Annotated in this window: 14 protein-coding genes, 3 tRNA genes, 3 rRNA genes and 3 pseudogenes; 7 read left to right on the top strand and 16 right to left on the bottom strand. The window is 54.4% G+C overall.

Features of this window, described 5'->3' with window-relative positions; all coding sequences use genetic code 11:
• Positions 1-156: 156 nt before the first annotated feature.
• The 6 genes from AC0L4F_RS01635 to AC0L4F_RS01610 all read right to left on the bottom strand — a co-directional run bounded on the left by AC0L4F_RS01635 (position 157) and on the right by AC0L4F_RS01610 (position 6,628).
• Positions 157-233 (bottom strand) — tRNA-Met (locus tag AC0L4F_RS01635).
• A gap of 110 nt (positions 234-343) precedes the next feature.
• Positions 344-458 (bottom strand): 5S ribosomal RNA (gene rrf, locus AC0L4F_RS01630).
• 143 nt (positions 459-601) lie between these two features.
• Positions 602-4,103 (bottom strand): 23S ribosomal RNA (locus AC0L4F_RS01625).
• A gap of 474 nt (positions 4,104-4,577) precedes the next feature.
• A tRNA-Ala gene (locus tag AC0L4F_RS01620) sits at positions 4,578-4,653 on the bottom strand.
• A 168-nt stretch (positions 4,654-4,821) separates the two neighbouring features.
• A tRNA-Ile gene (locus AC0L4F_RS01615) sits at positions 4,822-4,898 on the bottom strand.
• A 270-nt stretch (positions 4,899-5,168) separates the two neighbouring features.
• A 16S ribosomal RNA gene (locus AC0L4F_RS01610) occupies positions 5,169-6,628 on the bottom strand.
• Together the 16S, 23S and 5S rRNA genes with 3 tRNA genes alongside form the textbook arrangement of a ribosomal RNA operon.
• Positions 6,629-7,840: 1,212 nt before the next feature.
• Here AC0L4F_RS01610 and AC0L4F_RS01605 point away from each other — a divergent pair.
• Both AC0L4F_RS01605 and AC0L4F_RS01600 read left to right on the top strand, forming a co-directional pair.
• Positions 7,841-8,398, top strand: coding sequence for a LysR family transcriptional regulator (locus AC0L4F_RS01605; protein WP_280520429.1), 558 nt, complete (start codon positions 7,841-7,843; stop codon positions 8,396-8,398).
• Entirely contained in the window at positions 8,395-8,730 is a 336-nt protein-coding gene (locus tag AC0L4F_RS01600; protein WP_280520428.1) for a LysR substrate-binding domain-containing protein, read from the top strand. Before AC0L4F_RS01605 ends, AC0L4F_RS01600 begins: the two co-directional genes overlap by 4 nt.
• Here the strand turns inward: AC0L4F_RS01600 and AC0L4F_RS01595 are convergent, their stop codons facing one another.
• The 10 genes and pseudogenes from AC0L4F_RS01595 to AC0L4F_RS01550 form a co-directional block, all read right to left on the bottom strand.
• Entirely contained in the window at positions 8,731-9,186 is a 456-nt protein-coding gene (locus AC0L4F_RS01595; protein ID WP_244686298.1) for an oligopeptide/dipeptide ABC transporter ATP-binding protein, read from the bottom strand. It lies immediately after the preceding gene.
• Between the two features lie 21 nt (positions 9,187-9,207).
• A pseudogene (locus AC0L4F_RS01590) lies at positions 9,208-9,285 on the bottom strand (hypothetical protein); the annotation flags it as partial.
• A gap of 97 nt (positions 9,286-9,382) precedes the next feature.
• Positions 9,383-9,583: pseudogene (locus tag AC0L4F_RS01585) on the bottom strand (ATP-binding cassette domain-containing protein); the annotation flags it as partial.
• A gap of 107 nt (positions 9,584-9,690) precedes the next feature.
• Complete coding sequence (locus AC0L4F_RS01580) at positions 9,691-9,879, bottom strand: oligopeptide/dipeptide ABC transporter ATP-binding protein (protein WP_473445863.1); 189 nt, start codon at positions 9,877-9,879, stop codon at positions 9,691-9,693.
• A gap of 284 nt (positions 9,880-10,163) precedes the next feature.
• A pseudogene (locus tag AC0L4F_RS01575) lies at positions 10,164-10,571 on the bottom strand (ATP-binding cassette domain-containing protein); the annotation flags it as partial.
• Between the two features lie 76 nt (positions 10,572-10,647).
• A complete protein-coding gene (locus AC0L4F_RS01570) occupies positions 10,648-11,151 on the bottom strand; it encodes an ABC transporter permease (RefSeq protein WP_244684498.1) in 504 nt (167 codons plus the stop codon).
• Between the two features lie 10 nt (positions 11,152-11,161).
• The gene (locus tag AC0L4F_RS01565) at positions 11,162-11,416 is read right to left on the bottom strand and encodes a hypothetical protein (RefSeq protein ID WP_244684496.1); all 255 of its coding nucleotides are present in this window, start codon (positions 11,414-11,416) and stop codon (positions 11,162-11,164) included.
• 56 nt (positions 11,417-11,472) lie between these two features.
• Positions 11,473-12,171, bottom strand: coding sequence for an ABC transporter permease (locus tag AC0L4F_RS01560; protein ID WP_244684494.1), 699 nt, complete (start codon positions 12,169-12,171; stop codon positions 11,473-11,475).
• A gap of 48 nt (positions 12,172-12,219) precedes the next feature.
• Positions 12,220-12,411, bottom strand: coding sequence for a hypothetical protein (locus AC0L4F_RS01555; protein ID WP_244684492.1), 192 nt, complete (start codon positions 12,409-12,411; stop codon positions 12,220-12,222).
• Between the two features lie 68 nt (positions 12,412-12,479).
• Positions 12,480-14,021 carry an ABC transporter substrate-binding protein gene (locus AC0L4F_RS01550; protein WP_244684490.1) on the bottom strand — a complete coding sequence of 514 codons (1,542 nt, stop codon included), beginning with the start codon at positions 14,019-14,021 and terminating at the stop codon, positions 12,480-12,482.
• Positions 14,022-14,222: 201 nt separating this feature from the next.
• Between AC0L4F_RS01550 and AC0L4F_RS01545 the strand changes: the two genes are divergently transcribed.
• The 5 genes from AC0L4F_RS01545 to AC0L4F_RS01525 all read left to right on the top strand — a co-directional run bounded on the left by AC0L4F_RS01545 (position 14,223) and on the right by AC0L4F_RS01525 (position 18,278).
• Complete coding sequence (locus tag AC0L4F_RS01545) at positions 14,223-14,480, top strand: (2Fe-2S)-binding protein (RefSeq protein ID WP_244684481.1); 258 nt, start codon at positions 14,223-14,225, stop codon at positions 14,478-14,480.
• Positions 14,473-15,795, top strand: coding sequence for an NAD(P)/FAD-dependent oxidoreductase (locus AC0L4F_RS01540; protein WP_280520427.1), 1,323 nt, complete (start codon positions 14,473-14,475; stop codon positions 15,793-15,795). The genes AC0L4F_RS01545 and AC0L4F_RS01540 overlap by 8 nt, the downstream gene beginning before the upstream one ends.
• Positions 15,792-16,901 carry an NAD(P)/FAD-dependent oxidoreductase gene (locus AC0L4F_RS01535; protein ID WP_244684476.1) on the top strand — a complete coding sequence of 370 codons (1,110 nt, stop codon included), beginning with the start codon at positions 15,792-15,794 and terminating at the stop codon, positions 16,899-16,901. The genes AC0L4F_RS01540 and AC0L4F_RS01535 overlap by 4 nt, the downstream gene beginning before the upstream one ends.
• Before the next feature lie 531 nt (positions 16,902-17,432).
• Positions 17,433-17,750, top strand: coding sequence for a hypothetical protein (locus AC0L4F_RS01530; RefSeq protein ID WP_244684473.1), 318 nt, complete (start codon positions 17,433-17,435; stop codon positions 17,748-17,750).
• 87 nt (positions 17,751-17,837) lie between these two features.
• Complete coding sequence (locus tag AC0L4F_RS01525; RefSeq protein WP_280520426.1) at positions 17,838-18,278, top strand: c-type cytochrome; 441 nt, start codon at positions 17,838-17,840, stop codon at positions 18,276-18,278.
• Position 18,279 lies beyond the last annotated feature (1 nt).

The following is an 18,279-nucleotide window of genomic DNA, read 5'->3' as shown; positions in this document are numbered from 1 at the left end:
AGAGGCAGCCGATCATCGCGAAAATGTTCACGCAACAAACCGATAGTTGCAGCGCAGGACAAACATTAGCGGAACTATAGGAGGACCGCCTAGTGCGCGGCACCTTCATTGGAAGCACAAAAAGGCCGCGTGTCTTTCGACTGCGGCTTATTTTTTTGGTTGCGGGAGTAGGATTTGAACCTACGACCTTCAGGTTATGAGCCTGACGAGCTACCGGGCTGCTCCATCCCGCGCCATTTTTTGGCCTATTGCCTTGAGGCTGGTGTGGCCTTTTGCATATCGGCTGGTATTGGCCTTTGTCGGTGATATCGTTTGAGAGATACATTTTATCGGGGCTTATCAGGTCTGGCGATGACCTACTCTCCCACGTCTTGAGACGCAGTACCATTGGCGCGACGGCACTTAACGGCCGGGTTCGGGATGGGACCGGGTGTTTTGCTCGTGCTATGATCACCAGACCGGGAAAGCCCCGGTAAGTTTGCGCGGCTGAAGCGCAATTGTGTTTCACTCTCTGTCGAGAGTGTCCAAGTCAGGTACATTTATCGTGTTTTATGTGATGTTTGCTTTGATCATGTTCCGAGTAATCTATCTATTACTGGATCAAATCAAGCCTATCGGACCATTAGTACCAGTCAACTGAACGCGTTACCGCGCTTACATCTCTGGCCTATCGACGTGGTGGTCTACCACGGTCCTCAGGGATACCTTGTTTTGAGGGGGGCTTCCCGCTTAGATGCCTTCAGCGGTTATCCTGTCCGATCATAGCTACCCAGCACTGCTCCTGGCGGAACAACTGGTACACCAGTGGATCGTTCACCCCGGTCCTCTCGTACTAGGGGCAACTCCTCTCAAGTATCCTACACCCACGGCAGATAGGGACCGAACTGTCTCACGACGTTCTAAACCCAGCTCACGTACCTCTTTAAACGGCGAACAGCCGTACCCTTGGGACCTGCTCCAGCCCCAGGATGAGATGAGCCGACATCGAGGTGCCAAACACTGCCGTCGATATGGACTCTTGGGCAGTATCAGCCTGTTATCCCCGGCGTACCTTTTATCCGTTGAGCGATGGCCCTTCCACTCGGGACCACCGGATCACTATGACCGACTTTCGTCTCTGCTCGTCTTGTCAGACTTGCAGTCAGGCTGGCTTCTGCCATTGCACTCAACGACCGATTTCCGACCGGTCTGAGCCAACCATCGCGCGCCTCCGTTACTCTTTAGGAGGCGACCGCCCCAGTCAAACTACCCGCCACGCAGGGTCCCGGATCCAGATAATGGACCGCGGTTAGACATCAAGAATGCAAAGGGTGGTATCTCAAGGGAGGCTCCACAGAAACTGGCGTTCCTGCTTCAAAGCCCACCACCTATCCTGCACATTGCAGTCCTGATGCCAGTGCGAAGCTGTAGTAAAGGTGCACGGGGTCTTTCCGTCTAACCGCGGGAAGCCTGCATCTTGACAGGCAATTCAATTTCGCTAAGTCGATGTTGGAGACAGCGGGGAAGTCGTTACGCCATTCGTGCAGGTCGGAACTTACCCGACAAGGAATTTCGCTACCTTAGGACCGTTATAGTTACGGCCGCCGTTTACCTGGGCTTCAATTCAAGGCTCTCACCTCTCCTTTTAACCTTCAGGCACCGGGCAGGCGTCAGACCCTATACGTCGTCTTGCGACTTCGCAGAGCCCTGTGTTTTTAGTAAACAGTCGCCACCCCCTGGTTTGTGCCCCCAGCCCCTAGTTGCCTAGGAACCGGGCCTCCTTCTCGCGAACTTACGGAGGTATTTTGCCGAGTTCCTTCAACATCGTTCTCTCAAGCGCCTTGGTATTCTCTACCAGTCCACCTGTGTCGGTTTAGGGTACGGTCTGATGGAGGGCTATTTCCAGGGACCTCTCAGCAGCCCATTCAATCCAATAAGGATGAACTACCTCTGAGATCCGTCACATCCTCCTGGCCCACGAATATTAACGTGGTTCCCATCGGCTACGCATTTCTGCCTCGCCTTAGGGGCCGGCTTACCCTGCTCAGATTAGCTTTAAGCAGGAACCCTTGGACTTTCGGCGAGAGTGTCTCTCACACTCTTTGTCGCTACTCATGTCATCATTCTCGCTAGTGATCTCTCCACCGGATCGCTCACGCGCCGGCTTCACAGAAAGCTCCCTGCGTCCAATATCCCCAAAGGGATCAAGGACGCGTGGAACTATGTCACACTACGCTCTGCTACCATGCCTTACGGCATCCTAAGCTTCGGCTCATGGCTTGAGCCCCGTTACATCTTCGCCGCAGGACAACTTATTTAGACCAGTGAGCTGTTACGCTATCTTTAAAGGATGGCTGCTTCTAAGCCAACCTCCTGGTTGTTTTGGTCGTCCCACCTGCTTTCCCACTTAGCCATGAATTAGGGGCCTTAGCTGTAGGTCAGGGTTGTTTCCCTCTCCACTACGGACGTTAGCATCCGCAGTGTGTCTGCCATCTAGTACTCCCGGGTATTCGGAGTTTGGTTAGGATCAGTAAGCCTGTGGGGCCCCATTACCCATCCAGTGCTCTACCCCCCGGGGTATTCGGATGACGCTCTACCTAAATAGATTTCGCAGAGAACCAGCTATCTCCGAGTTTGATTGGCCTTTCACCCCTAGGCACAACTCATCCCGACCTTTTTCAACAGGTGTGGGTTCGGACCTCCAGTAAGTGTTACCTTACCTTCATCCTGGTCATGCCTAGATCACTCGGTTTCGGGTCTGATCCATCTAACTCATGCGCCCTATTAAGACTCGCTTTCGCTGCGCCTACACCTAACGGCTTAAGCTTGCTAGATAGACCAAGTCGATGACCCATTATACAAAAGGTACGCCGTCACAAGACTGGACACTAATGATAATTTGCACTCCGTGCCTGCTCAATGCAGGTACACCGATCCTTCGGATCGCCACTGGGCTGATCCGGAAAGGTTGGTATCTGGAATGCTATCTGGTTGGTACCGACACGCGCAGCTGCACGGTCTCAACACCCGGATTGTGGTCATAAATCCCCGCATTCGATCGATGATCGAAGCTGAGACCAAACCGCCAACCGCGTTTGTTTTCCCAACCGACCTCGGCACCCGAACGGAACGCAATAGCGCCGCCCAGATCAAGGCCGTCACCGGCGTCATACACACCGGTCATCGCATGCAATTCCGCAAAAAACGGGCTGGAACCAAAGTCCATCGTGTAGGTCTGACCAATGCCGACCCAGGTTTCACCCCGAGACCCGACACTCAGCCCCACCGCATGACCAAAGGGGCCGGTACGGCGCCCAAGATCATAGCGAAGATAGACTTCACTTCCCGTTTCTGCGCGGCGTTCAAGAACCTGACCGCCCGAGAAGGCGATCCTTGGTGTCACGTCGCTTCGGCCAAGACAGCCCTGCGATGTGCCACAATGATTCATTCCCATATCCGTCAGTCCTGCGACCAACATGAGAATGGCAAAAGTTCCGTCTGCCATATCCAACTCCCTGTTTCCAGGAAGCGGCATGCATCAGATTATCATTAGAGTCCAGTCAAGCTCCGACTGATTGTAGGCGTTCGGTTTCAGGTACTGTTTCACTCCCCTCGTCGGGGTGCTTTTCACCTTTCCCTCACGGTACTGGTTCACTATCGGTCAGTAAGGAGTACTTAGCCTTCGAAGGTGGTCCTCCGATCTTCAGACAGAATTTCACGTGTTCCGCCCTACTTAATACATCCCATCGAGCTTCAAATACGGGGCTGTCACCCACTATGGCCGACCTTTCCAGGTCGTTCTTTTCACTCTCAAGGCTTGGCTGATCCGCGTTCGCTCGCCACTACTAGCGGAGTATCAATTGATTTCCTTTCCTCCGGGTACTTAGATGTTTCAGTTCCCCGGGTTTGCTCTTAAAAACCTATGTATTCAGTCTTTAAGTACCTGGTTATGAACATTATAAACAACCGAAGTTATTATAATGAACATTCAGGTGGGTTCCCCCATTCAGAAATCCATGGATCAAAGCATATTCTCGGCTCCCCATGGCTTATCGCAGAGTATCACGTCTTTCATCGCCTCTTACTGCCAAGGCATCCACCAAACGCCCTTCTCGCGCTTGATTTGATCCAGAAAGAGACAGATTGCTCATTTCACAGCCTTCGCGACTACATGATTGCGGTTAAACACCAGGCAGCCAGCCGTAAAACAATATACAAACGTTCTTTCCGATCAAAAGCAAACTATCCCATGCTGATCAGAAGATCAGCATCAGTTAGTGTACTTGACTTGGACAACTCTGTTCGTTTCAGCAAGGCAGACAGGGGTTCGGTCGAGGAAACAACCTAAAGTCCTGCTCGCATCTCCCACAAGGGGATCAGCACCCCACTGAGATCAATCCCATACTCGGGCGATCAAACAGTGTTGATATTTTGTATCTCTCTAAACGATGTCAAAGCCTCCGAAGAAGCTCACGTCCGATTGGACGGGTAAACATTCGCAAATGCTTACCGATCAAATCGATGTAAGTAAGGTCTCGCACGTGCTTGGCTGCGCCAACCACTTCCGCTCGTTCCGCTCTTTGCTGCGCAAAGAGCTATGGTGGAGCCTAGGAGGATCGAACTCCTGACCTCCTGAATGCAAATCAGGCGCTCTCCCAGCTGAGCTAAGGCCCCGTATTTTGCTCCGCAAAATGCGGGACCGTACTCTGGCAGACTTTCGGGCTATGCCGAAAGTCGAGAAGAGAAAGGCCATCGTATTTTGCTAACGCACGTTGTCACATGTGTCTGGCTTGCGCCAACCACTTCCGTGACCACCTCGCTTGCCTACGGCAAATGAGGCGTTGGTGGGTCGAGGAGGACTTGAACCTCCGACCTCACGCTTATCAGGCGTGCGCTCTAACCACCTGAGCTACCGACCCAAGGTGTTTTTGCCAAAGGCAAAAACGACATTGCCCGGCAGGCGGTTTGCAAAGCAAAACGCTGAGAGGGCGAACCCAACCCAGGCAACTCACGAGCCGGAAGCCCGCGTGTTTCTATTTTCTGAAGAGATATGAGGACGGCTCGGTTCAAGCTCTTGAGGAGCTGATATATGTCTCTTTTAATGTCCCGTCGCCCTTCGGCTAACAGAACAGAGACTGCTAAGTGATCTACGAGTGAGAACAAGTTCTCGCTGCTAAGATCATCCTTAGAAAGGAGGTGATCCAGCCGCAGGTTCCCCTACGGCTACCTTGTTACGACTTCACCCCAGTCGCTGAGCTCACCGTGGTCCGCTGCCTCCTCGAAAGGTTGGCGCACGGCCTTCGGGTAAACCCAACTCCCATGGTGTGACGGGCGGTGTGTACAAGGCCCGGGAACGTATTCACCGCGTCATGCTGTTACGCGATTACTAGCGATTCCGACTTCATGGGGTCGAGTTGCAGACCCCAATCCGAACTGAGACAGTTTTTTGGGATTAACCCATTGTCACTGCCATTGTAGCACGTGTGTAGCCCAACCCGTAAGGGCCATGAGGACTTGACGTCATCCACACCTTCCTCCCGCTTATCACGGGCAGTTTCTCTAGAGTGCCCAGCCGAACTGCTGGCAACTAAAGATGTGGGTTGCGCTCGTTGCCGGACTTAACCGAACATCTCACGACACGAGCTGACGACAGCCATGCAGCACCTGTCACTAGGTCCCGAAGGAAGGCCTGATCTCTCAGGTTGTCCTAGGATGTCAAGGGTTGGTAAGGTTCTGCGCGTTGCTTCGAATTAAACCACATGCTCCACCGCTTGTGCGGGCCCCCGTCAATTCCTTTGAGTTTTAATCTTGCGACCGTACTCCCCAGGCGGAATGCTTAATCCGTTAGGTGTGTCACCGAATAGCATGCTACCCGACGACTGGCATTCATCGTTTACGGTGTGGACTACCAGGGTATCTAATCCTGTTTGCTCCCCACACTTTCGCACCTCAGCGTCAGTATCGAGCCAGTGAGCCGCCTTCGCCACTGGTGTTCCTCCGAATATCTACGAATTTCACCTCTACACTCGGAATTCCACTCACCTCTCTCGAACTCAAGACCAGGAGTTTATGAGGCAGTTCCGGGGTTGAGCCCCGGGATTTCACCCCATACTTTCTGATCCGCCTACGTGCGCTTTACGCCCAGTAATTCCGAACAACGCTAACCCCCTCCGTATTACCGCGGCTGCTGGCACGGAGTTAGCCGGGGTTTCTTTACCAGATACTGTCATTATCATCTCTGGCGAAAGAGCTTTACGACCCTAAGGCCTTCATCACTCACGCGGCATGGCTGGATCAGGCTTGCGCCCATTGTCCAAGATTCCCCACTGCTGCCTCCCGTAGGAGTTTGGGCCGTGTCTCAGTCCCAGTGTTGCTGATCATCCTCTAAAACCAGCTATAGATCGTAGACTTGGTAGGCCATTACCCCACCAACTATCTAATCTAACGCGGGCCGATCCAAATCCGATAAATCTTTCCCCCGAAGGGCGTATAAGGTATTACTCTCAGTTTCCCGAGGCTATCCCTTAGATCTGGGTACGTTCCCACGCGTTACTAACCCGTCCGCCGCTCACCCGAAGGTGCGCTCGACTTGCATGTGTTAGGCCTGCCGCCAGCGTTCGTTCTGAGCCAGGATCAAACTCTCAAGTTGAAACGCATTACTGCGTATCCTTGACGTTCGAACCTCTGCACATCTCCGATACTCGTAACTGCTTTGGGGGCGAGCTACTTTGTCCACCCGGCTAAGGATTGGACACGCATCGGAAGTCATCTGTTTGATTGTGCTTCAGCTTACCAAAGTAAACAAAAGCCGCTCAAACAGTGAAGCTGTCACCGGTCATCGGACAAAATACACAAGTGCATCAAACCCTACCGGCGCGATATGCAAACATCCGTTCGTCGAAACGAACCAAACCGCCCACATATCTCTTCAGATATCAATCATTTCAAACAGCGTAGAGACAAAAACCAACCGGATGCGCCCTAACTTATTGGCGCGCCCGCCCGTCAATACCTCAAAAATTTCTCCGTCTCGTCTGCGTCAGCGTCTCGTTTCCTCGTCGCCGCCGCCCCGTCTGGCGTCCCGTTGTGCGCCTCAGCGCCGCCGGTGAAGGGGGTTCTAGTGTTACCCAGCAAAACCCGCAAGCACAAAATCACAAAATTCCAAAGTTTTGCAAAGTTTTTGCGAAAAATAAACAAAGTCAACGGGTTACCGTGAATAGTTTTTGAGCAAACGGACATCCGCCCTCATCCAGCACAACAACCCAGTATATACATCACACCCCAAAAACCCCACATCTAGAGTCGCCCACAGACTTACCCACAAGAACAACCTCACAAACCCGACTCAAACCAAAATCCAACAACAAAAAAACACCAAAAAAACGAGTCAGATGCGTAAATCAGTCTCGCTGCTCAAAAACGCAGACCCAAAGTCAGCGCTGTCTTCAGTAAGCGTTTCACCCCTTACTGGACCTGTCACAGCTTGGTGCCACGCCAAGTGCTCCTTTACGAAGGGTGCCATTTCCGCAGCTCTGCGCTCTGTCTATGACCTGCGTCAGATCGGCCCTGCCCTTACCGTCTTAAGAAATGCCTCACATATAGATGGCGCCACTTACGCATATGTCGTGATCGCGGGCTTCATCGACGGAACGCGCTTAAGGCTCTCCGGGCTTGCTAAATCCTCGGCTTTGCCATTTTGCCTTACGCGCTTATCGTACATGCGCCATCTCGCTGTGTCCGAATGAAGGTGTCGGGGGAACAGCTTTATGTTCGGACGGATGATCTGGCCCCTTTCCTCAAGTCGCGCGAAGCATTACCCTTGCGCAATGCATGAAAGAACGCATTCATTTCAGGTTATACCATGAGGCAGCCGACACTAAGACAAATCGAGGCTTTCAAGGCGCTGTTTGAATGCGGAACGGTCAGCAAGGCCGCAAAGTCGCTCAATGTAAGTCAACCAGCTGTCAGCAAGTTGTTGATGCACCTTGAGGAAGATGTCGGGTTTTCATTGTTCGAGCGTGGGCGTGGACGGATCCGCGTGACGGATCGTGGAGCGCGGCTTTATGACGAAATAGATCGCGTTTTTTCTGGGGTTAACCAGATCGCGCAGGCGGTCGAGGAAATCCGCAACGAGGCCGGCGGGCGGTTGCGGATTGGTGTGATGCCGGGCATCTCGCCCAGGTATCTTTCCGCCGCCGCCAACCGGATCCGTGAAGAGGCGCCTGATCTGCAGATCAATTTCCTCTTCCAAAGTTCCGAATTTGTCTCCGATGCTTTATTGGCGCGGCGCTTTGATCTGGGCATCGTGACCCAGGGTGTTGATCACCCGAATTTCGATACACACGTGATTGATGACCGCCCACTGGTTGCCGTTCTGCCCAAAGGGCATCGCCTTGAAGCGCTTGATAGATTTCGTTGAAAGATTTCCGGGGAGAGGACTTCGTCGCTTTCACACAGCAAAGCCAGACGGGCCAATTCATTATTCAAGGCATGGCAGAGCAAGGTATCGCCCCAAAGGTCGTCGTGGAAGCCGCAACAGCGCAGACCGTTTCGGAATGCGTCGCTGCTGGTATGGGCGCGGCTGTCATGTCACCGATATTCGTCCCGGATTTTTTACCAGACCTACAGGTCCGCCCGCTGAAACAAAAAATGGTCGTTCCAATCCTTGCGACCCGTTTGAGCCTGGGCCGGATGTCAGATTATGTGGACCGGTATATCGACCTGTTCCGCACCATCAGCGTTTCCGACTGATCATAACGGATGGTGGCAGGCGACTCCTCTGTCGGTCGAAATTTGCCGGCGCGGCATTTCACGTTTGCAAATATTGTCCGCACGATCACACCTTGGATGAAACGGACAGCCGCTTGGCGGGTTTGATGGTGACGGGATCTCACCTTCCAGCATCGCGATTACAGTTTTTTTGGCAGGATCGGGCAACGGCACCGATGCAATCAGACTTTTGGTATAGGGATGCCGAGGATTGTCCATGATTTTCCCGACAGGACCCTCTTCGACGACATGACCCAGATACATCACCAGCACACGGTCGCAGAAATTCCGCACCACGCCCAGATCGTGGGTAATGAACAGGAAGCCGAGGTCATAAGTGCCCTGCAACTTGCGAAGCAGGGCGAGGATCTGCGCCTGTACAGAAACGTCAAGTGCCGACACCGCTTCGTCTGCGATGATCAGTTCGGGTTCCAGCACCAGCGCACGCGCAATAGAGATCCGCTGGCGCTGGCCGCCGGAAAAGGCATGCGGGTATTTTGACGTGGCATCGGCAGGCAGGCCAACTTCCAACAACATCTTCTCGACCACGGATTTTGCTTCTGTTTTGCTTCATCCCCTTGTGAACCCGCAGCGGTTCAGCCAGCGTCTGAAGAATTGTGCGTCGGGGGTTCAGCGATGAAAACGGATCCTGAAAAATCATCTGCATCTTGGGCCTGAGCGCACGCAATTTGGAGGCCGACAGCTCCGCTACTGCGTGGCCATTGAACGTGACCTTGCCGGACGTCGGCTCGATCAGCCGCAGAATGCATCTTGCAAGTGTGGATTTGCCGCAACCGGATTCTCCGACGACGCCAACCGTCTCTCCTTTTTGCATGGAAAACGAAACATTCTTGACAGCTTTGACCTCATAGACTTTGCCAAGCAGTTTCGATCGCGCACCTGAAAACGTCTTTGACAACCCGTCAATCTGCAAAAGCCCGCTCATGTTCGTGTCTCCCGATGCCGGCATCTGACCTGATGTGACCCTCCAATCAAGTCGGGTGAAGTCCCGCATTCAAAGGTCGCCTCGGCGCATCGTGGCGCAAAACGGCATCCCTCTGGCATTTGATTGATTGGCGGCACATGCCCGGAAATGGCCGTGACCTCGTTCTTTTGATCCGCGCGTGGCACGCAAGCCAAAAAAGCGCCTGAGTGTAGGGGTGCCGGGGGGCCGCGAACAATTCATCCGTCGGCGCGGTTTCAACGACTTCGCCTGCGTACATCACAGCGACCCGGTCTGCGATATTGGCCACCACGCCAAGATCATGTGTGATCAGAACAAGCGAAAACTGCTGTTCCTTGCGGATGCTGATCAAGAGGTTCAACACCTGCGCCTGAATGGTCACATCAAGCGCAGTCGTCGGTTCGTCAGCAATGAGAACCCTTGGCTTGCAGGCCAAGCCCATGGCGATCATCACCCGTTGGCGCATGCCCCCGGACAATTGATGGGGGAATTGCTTGAGCCGTGCTGCTGCATCGGGAATGCGAACAAGGTCAAGCAGGGTCTTTGCTTCGCGCAGTGCCTCCGCCTCGCTCTTGCCCTTGTGATACATCAAAGGCTCTGCCAGTTGCCGTCCGATTGTGTAGACCGGATTCAGCGATGTCATCGGCTCCTGAAAGATCATGCTGATCTGGTCGCCGCGCAGCTTTTCCATTTCATTATCTTGCAATTCAAGGAGGTTGCGCCCGCCGAAATTGATCTTGCCAGTGACCTTGGCCACCTCTGCTTGCAAACCAAGAACGCTCAATGCCGTAATGCTCTTGCCACAGCCGCTTTCGCCGACGATACACAACGTTTCATTCTCGTTCACGTCAAGCGTCATGTTTTTGACGGCCTTGTAGCTTTGCCCGCCAATGGGAAAGGCAATTGACAGGTTTTCGATGCTTAGAACGCTCATTTCACCCGCCTCTCAGTCTGGGGTCGATCCGATCACGCAACCCGTCGCCGATCAAGTTCAGCGAAAACACGATGACCAAGACAACAAGGCTGGGATAGATAGTGACCCAGGGCGCATCAAGAATGCTGTCAAAACCTTGCCGGATCATGCCGCCCAATGTCGGCGTTGGCGGCGCAATGCCAAGACCGATAAAGCTCAGATAGGCCTCAACACGAATAGCGTAGGCCGCCCAGAGGGACGCCAGCACCAAAACATCCCCCAGCACATTCGGAAAGATGTGGATCACCATAATGCGGATATCTGAATACCCGAGGGCGCGTCCCGCTTCGATAAATTCGCGTTCTTTTAACGCGATGGTGGGCGCACGCGCGACACGGGCGAAATTCGGCACGATGGTTGTCACGATGGCAATGATGATGTTTGTCACGCTCGCGCCCAGCACCGCCACGATAAGCAAGCCGGTGATCAGCGTCGGGAACGCCAACAGGACATCCATCAATCGCATGACAATCGCATCAACCCAGCGCCGTACCGATAAGAAACGCAATCGCCGTTGCAGTCAGTGCAATGACAATCGAAAGCCGGGCACCATACATCACCCGCGTCAAGGTATCGCGCCCGAATATGTCCGTTCCCATCCAATGGGCACCGGACGCGTTTTCAAGGCGACTGAGAATGCTTTGCTCATACGGATCATAGGGTGCGATCAGCGGGGCCAGAAGCGACACAACCAGAACAACCCCAAACAGGAAGACCCCTATGGACGTCATGCGATTTGATTTCACAAATGCCCAGATAGCAGAGGACTTGTATAGGGATCGAGATGTCATGCGAAATTCACCCTTGGATCAAAGAGCCCATATTTAATGTCTGTCAAAACGTTGATCGTAACGACCAAGAAGGCGTAGACGACCATCAAGCCTTGAAGCATCGCATAGTCGCGCTGCTCCAGTGAAAGAACGATCAGCTTGCCCAAACCGGGCCGATTGAAGACGATTTCGATCAGAACAGAGTTTCCCATCAGACTGCCCAGTTGCAGGCCAACGATGGTGATAATCGGGATCATCGCATTCTTCATTGCGTGGCCATAGATCACCTTGCGTTTCGGCACGCCCTTGGCGCGGGCTGTGCGCACATAGTCGTTGCTCAGCACCTCCAGCATCGACGCGCGCGTGGTACGCATGACATAGGCCACCATGATCAGACCCAAGCTGAAGGCAGGCAATACAAGGTTGTGCAATCGGTCCAACACGCCACCCTGCGGGTTCGAGATCACCGGAAACAACCTGATCTCAATGGCCAGCCAGAGGATCAGGAGGATCGCCATGATGAAAGAAGGAAAGCTTAGCCCGATCAGCGAAATGATACGCAACAGGTTGTCGATCCAGGTATTGCGATTCAAAGCAGCCAAGACCCCAAGCGGAATACCGATCGCTGCACCGATCAGAATACCGAAAAAGGCAAGTTCCAGCGTGAACGGAAGTACCGGGAATACTGAATCCAGAACCGACTCGCCTGTGATCATGGAAACGCCCAGGCTACCGCTGGCCAGTTCGCGCAGAAAATCAATGTATTACGCCAAGAGCGGCTCGTTCAATCCCATACGTTCGCGGAATGCCTGCAATGCCTGTTCAGATGCATTGTCGCCCAGAACAGCGATGGCCGGGTCACCCGGAACGATACGAACAAGTATGAAAACAAGCGTCACAACGCCGAACAGGGTCGGTACGGCGGACAGAAGTTGACGCAAAGTGTACGCAATCATGGGGTGTCATTCTCTACAATGGTCCCGCCATCTGCAAAGCGGGCGGGACCGTTTCAGGGAGGCGCAGCTCAATCGCTCAGCATTGTTGTTTCGTCGATGAGCGGCCCCGTTGAAATAACGCCATTCAGCTCATAACCATAGTCCAGCTTTGGAGACTTTCCCCAGACTTGAAGCAATTCGAACAGCGGCACCGAGCACACCTCTGACACGATCTTTTCCTGTGCCGCCTGCCAAAGCTCAATCTGCTTGGCCGCATCCGTTTCCGAGCGCGCCGCCTCGATCTCTGCATCCGCAACCGCACAGTGGGAGAAGTTGGTGACGGCCGTGGGTGTCTTGACGGTTGAGGCCGAGTGATAGAACTGCGTCAGATACGAATCCGCAATCGGGAAGCGCGCCGCCCCGTAAAGCACCATAGGGCTTACATCATCGCGGATCGCGCCATGCCAGGAACGGTGTTCCATCACGTCCAGTTCGACATTGATACCCGCCTTGGCCAACTGGGCCTGAATGACCTGCATGGCCGTGTTCAATGCTGTCGCTTGTGTAATGGCCACCTTGAACGAAACCCCATCGGGATATCCCGCCTCAGCCAGCAGCGCCTTGGCGCGATCAATATCATGGGGCAACCCTTCGATCTTCTCGGCATGTCCCAAATAGCCCTGAGGCACCGGCGCCGTTGTTGCCCGCGCAACCGACGCCCCAGTGAAAGCGACCAGTTCTTCGCGGTTGATCGCATGGGCGACGGCCTGACGGACACGAATATCATCAAGCGGCGGCATGGCGGTGTTCAGATGCAGCGTTCTCAGCTCACCCGGCTCAAACACATCAATCACATTGCCATCGTCGCGCATTCTTTCCACCCAGCGTTCCTCGCGAGTGCCATAAAAGAGATCAAGCTCCCCGTTCGCGAAGGCCAAGTCACGTGCGCTGCCCGAGGTGATGTAGCGATACATGATTGTGTCGATCTGTGGCGCGCCACGGAAATAATCCGTATGTGACACAAGCCGCAAGAATTCCCCATCCGCCAGTTCAGCAAAAGCAAAGGGGCCAGTGCCTATTGGGCGTGTCTTGAAATTCTCGCCCAATTCCGCCACCGCTTTGGCCGACACGATATTGCCGCCGTGATAGTTCGCAAGAACGCCAAGCATAGAGGGAATTGCCTTCGAGAGTTTGATTTCAACGGTCAAATCATCGACGGCCGTTATGGTTTCAAAAGCGGTGTAATCGGATGAGACAGACGATAGGTCGGGATTTGCGGCCCGCTTCAGTGAATACACCACGTCCTTGGCGGTAAGCGTGCCATAATCTCCATGAAACTGCACGCCGTCGCGCAACTTGAATGTCCAAGTCAACCCGTCGTCAGACACATTCCAGCTCTCGGCGAGATCAGGTTCAATGTCAGCTGGGTTCATTGAACCTGGCTTGAACCGGACCAGGCCGTTGAACATCATTGCAAAGGCAACCTTGTCCCCGGTGGCCGTCGATATATGAGGATCCAGCGGTCCCGCGCTCGCGACCCGCATACCGATGTTGAGCTCTTGCGCATGCGCTGCCATTGCCATGCCAATGGACAGAGCGACGACGGATACCGACTTGACCAAGCTGTTCATAACTTTCTCCCAATGTATCTCGGGCAATCAAACAAGCTTGCAATTATAACGTCAAATAGCAATTTTTTCACACTCCATTCCATAAAGTTATAACCTTCAGGTGCGCGAAAGGTATAACCTGATGGAACAATAGAACCAACCAAGGGAATTTGAAGTTAACTCCATTTTTCCCTAACTGTTTTCCCAGCAAAGGAGACACGTATGGCCGAAGGCATCCAATTTGACGTTGATGGAAATGCGTTTTTAGCCCAGCCTGGCGAAACCGTTGCATCCGCAATGCTGCGTCTACAACTGGTTCCATTTCGCTTTCACCCTGTCGATACCAGCCCACGGGGCCCGTTTTGCATGATGGGCGTGTGCCATGAGTGTCTGATCGAGGTGGATGGAAAACCCGGACAGCAGGCGTGTCTGTTGCCTGTGGTACCGGGGATGAGCGTCAGGCGCCCTCTCAATGGCTAAGCTTGTTATCATCGGCGCTGGACCCGCTGGCATGTCGGCCGCGATCGAAGCACGCCGTCATGGCGCAGAGGTACAGGTCTATGACAACCGCCCCGAGCCGGGCGGAAATATCTATGCGGCACTGGGCTCTTGTCGCGCACATCGGCAAGACGTCTGGTCAGCACTCGGATCCAGCTATGAAGATGGCGGCCCTCTGCTCGATGCCTTCCTTTCCTGCGGAGCCGTATTTAGACCTCGAACAAGCCTTTGGCATCTTGATAATGATGGTATTCTGGCGCTCAAAGGCCCCGAAGGCACCAGGACCGATACAGCAGACGCAATCATCCTCGCCACCGGGGCCCAGGAACGCCCTATGCCGGTCCCCGGCTGTACATTGCCCCGGGTGATGGGGGTTGGTGCCGCTCAAATTCTGCTCAAGACCTCAGGCGTTGTTCCGAATGGCCCCATATTCATTGTGGGCTCCGGCCCGTTACCGCTGCTCTATGCATGGCAGGTTGCGCGAATGGGGGGGCGCATTGCAGGTTTCGTAGTACCGAATGGGGCCAATCTCCGACTGTCGGCATTTGTGGATATTCAAGGCATTTTGGCGGGATGGGGCTACCTGACCAAAGGGCTGGCCTATCAGGTTGATCTATTGCGCCGCCGCTCTCTGATTTACCGCAACGCACGCGACATCGAGATTATTGGGGAAATCCACGCAGAATACCTGCGTTTCACGACCGGGAAACAGCATAAGATCAAGGTCGGCACCGTTCTCTTGCATGATGGGGTCATCCCGTCGATCCACCCGGCGGCAGCTGCGGGCTTGCCCATACCCTATACGCCTGCCCAGGACGCATGGCGTGCCGAGTCCGCAGGCAATATCCACGTCGCCGGAGATCTGGCGGGCATCATAGGCGCCAAAGGGGCCGCGTTATCAGGGCAGATCGCCGCCCAAACTGCATTGGGGCAGACGAACTCCAACGCCTCAGCCAAACTGAACAAAGAACGCGCGTTTCGCCGGTTGATGGATGCGGCCTATCCGCCCGCCCAACTTGCCGCAATTGCACCGAACACCACAGAGATCTGCCGCTGTGAAATGGTCAACGCGGGCGCAATCCGTCAAGCCGCAACGGAACTCGGGCCTGACCCCAATCGGATCAAATCCACCCTGAGGATCGGCATGGGGCCATGTCAGGGCCGCATGTGCGCAAAAAGCTTGCAATCCATTGTCGCGCGAGAAACGGGAACATCACCGGATGATATCGGCCTCCATCGTCTGCGGTCCCCGATCACAACAATCACACTTGGTGAGTTGGCGGGGTTGAAGGAATGAACACAGAGCGGGCGGAAATTTGTATTATAGGCGGCGGCATACAAGGCTGTGCGGCGGCCCTGGAACTTGCGCGCCGCGGGCATGATGTCATCGTCATCGAAAAGGATTATCCCGGCAGGCAATCTTCTGGTGTCAATGCCGGGGGTGTGCGGCGGCTTAACCGCGCATTGCCAGAAATACCGTTGTCGGTTGCGTCCCATAAAATCTGGGAACGGATCGCGGATCATGTCGGAGACGATTGTGGCTTCACCAAATCTGCCACGATCATGGTGTGCGAAACCACTGAAGAACTGGAAAACGCCAAGGCCCGTGCCGCTGAAACCCGTGCCTTGGGCTATACCCACGAACAGATTATCTCTGACTCGGAGGTACACAAACACCTACCCAAATTGGACGGTCAGGTCACCGGCGCATTGCAGGGAATTGGCGACGGGTTTGCCAGCCCCTTTCGTACGACGCAGGCATTTTTCCGCACCGCCCTCCAAGACGGTGCCCGGTTCTTTCTGGGGCATAGGGTCGAACAGATCAGTCGATCAGGCCATTGGATTGTCGAAACTCGGGACTCCCGCTTTGAAGCAGAGATATTAATCAACTGTGCCGGGGCTTGGGGAAATCAGGTTGCCGGGTCCGTCGGTGACCCGACACCGGTGCATGCGGAAGCACCGATGATGACCATTACCGCTCCCGTGCCTCACGTGACCGACGCGGTTGTCGCCTTTACGGGGCGGCGACTATCTTTCAAACAACGACACAACGGCACCCTTCTGATCGGCGGCGGATACCGTGGGCATGTCAATCCGGACGGGTATTCGTCCCGTCTAGCGCTCGACAAACTGGCCATGAACGCGCGCGCGGTGCTTGATCTTTTCTCGCACCTCAAAGACGTGCCAGTCGTCCGATCTTGGGCCGGGGTCGAAGGCATGACACCGGATCACATGCCGATCATCGGCCCAAGCCTCAATGAAGACGGCCTATTCCACGCGTTCGGGTTCTTATCCCACGGCTTTCAGCTTGGTCCGATTGTCGGTCAGATCCTTGCCGAGTTGGTAGAAACAGGCACAACGGATCTGCCAATCGAGCCATTGTCGATCAGACGGTTCAGATAACCTAATCGGAACCCGAGACGCAGACCGACAAAAGCCATCCACACGCGATGATCCATTGTCTAGCCCTGTGTGATCGGTTCGTGGCATTCGATGCGCCTTAGGGCTTTGATGCGCTTTGCGATCTGCATGGCATCTTCGGTGTCTTACGTCATCTCAGGGCATGGTGATGTACTGAGTTACCCTAGAATACTCGACATTCCTTTCACCAAGCACACCCCAGAGCTTGATCCACCTGGCATTGCGGCTGCACATTCGGATGACTGTGGTGGACGAAAAAACAAAAATTCGTTTTTGGTCGCAAGAAACCCACCCCATATCCTCCCTGACGGTCTTGCCCCCAATTTAGCCCACTAGGGGTCTTGAAACGCGAAAACCAGACGTTTCCACGCGATAGGCTTCTTATGCTGGCAAAAGGTGTTCAGCCCTGTCATGTGGCACGAGTGGGGACATGTTGCGCGTGGGCACTTCGGGTCAGGATTGACCCCTGCCCCGTGGCGTCTCATACTGATTATGACACGTAAGAAAGCCCGCATGCGCCTGATCGCCATCATCCTTCTGTCCAACTTTTTGGTGTTGGTCTCATCGCTGCATTTTGATGCGGCCGGGATGACGACGCATGAATGTCCATCCTGTCCAGAAGAGATGGTCGAAATGGAGGGCGCCGAGGGGGATAAGACGCATAAGGGAACACCTTGCGCGGATATGTCCCTTTGTGCCCCAATGGCTCTCATCGCTGATGCACTGTCACAACGGGACCAAGAGACCCTCGGCCATCGTCAAGCATGGCCCGATGCCTACAGGGGGGCATCCGTTCACTTGGCATTGAATCTGCCGCCCCCTCGGACCTGATCCTTCTCTACTGCCGCCTGGGCTGACAATCGTCCGGCCAATTTGAGAATGCGCACGACCAAGGCTGCGCAAGGACAGGAAAATATCATGAAAATCACGTTCATTGCCGGGGCTGCGGTCATCGCCGCAGCACTTGGCACATATGCCTTCACCCGCTTCCCTGATCAGGATCCACAGATTCAGCAAGCATCGAGCCCCACAGAAGGCGCGGCCATGGTCGCCGTCACCCTGCCGGAAAGTCTTTCGCCCGAGGCCTCTATGGGCAAGCGGGCATTCGATGCGGTCTGTGCTGATTGTCACGGCACAGATGCCGCTGGGAAGATGGGGTTTGGCCCGCCCCTGATCCACAAGATCTATGAGCCGTCACACCATGGGGACATGGCCTTTCTATTGGCTGCACAAAATGGCGTGCGTGCGCACCACTGGAAATTCGGCGACATGCCGCCCCAGCCACGGGTCACACCTGCAGAAGTTCGCACCATCATTGCCTACGTCCGCGAAGTGCAACGCACAAATGGGATCAACTGAT

The sequence above is a fragment of the Marinovum sp. J2-8 genome, from assembly GCF_055808435.1.
The sequence above is the reverse complement of the archived record's forward strand: the minus strand, read 5'-3'. Positions and strand labels throughout refer to the sequence as shown.

Coding starts and splice junctions, on each gene's coding strand:
- AC0L4F_RS01605 (WP_280520429.1), top strand. CDS start 7,841: ATGAGGCAGCCGACACTAAGACAAATCGAGGCTTTCAAGGCGCTGTTT.
- AC0L4F_RS01525 (WP_280520426.1), top strand. CDS start 17,838: ATGAAAATCACGTTCATTGCCGGGGCTGCGGTCATCGCCGCAGCACTT.
- AC0L4F_RS01540 (WP_280520427.1), top strand. CDS start 14,473: ATGGCTAAGCTTGTTATCATCGGCGCTGGACCCGCTGGCATGTCGGCC.
- AC0L4F_RS01535 (WP_244684476.1), top strand. CDS start 15,792: ATGAACACAGAGCGGGCGGAAATTTGTATTATAGGCGGCGGCATACAA.
- AC0L4F_RS01570 (WP_244684498.1), bottom strand. CDS start 11,151: ATGCGATTGATGGATGTCCTGTTGGCGTTCCCGACGCTGATCACCGGC.
- AC0L4F_RS01555 (WP_244684492.1), bottom strand. CDS start 12,411: ATGATTGCGTACACTTTGCGTCAACTTCTGTCCGCCGTACCGACCCTG.
- AC0L4F_RS01530 (WP_244684473.1), top strand. CDS start 17,433: ATGCGCCTGATCGCCATCATCCTTCTGTCCAACTTTTTGGTGTTGGTC.
- AC0L4F_RS01550 (WP_244684490.1), bottom strand. CDS start 14,021: ATGAACAGCTTGGTCAAGTCGGTATCCGTCGTCGCTCTGTCCATTGGC.
- AC0L4F_RS01565 (WP_244684496.1), bottom strand. CDS start 11,416: ATGACGTCCATAGGGGTCTTCCTGTTTGGGGTTGTTCTGGTTGTGTCG.
- AC0L4F_RS01545 (WP_244684481.1), top strand. CDS start 14,223: ATGGCCGAAGGCATCCAATTTGACGTTGATGGAAATGCGTTTTTAGCC.
- AC0L4F_RS01560 (WP_244684494.1), bottom strand. CDS start 12,171: ATGATCACAGGCGAGTCGGTTCTGGATTCAGTATTCCCGGTACTTCCG.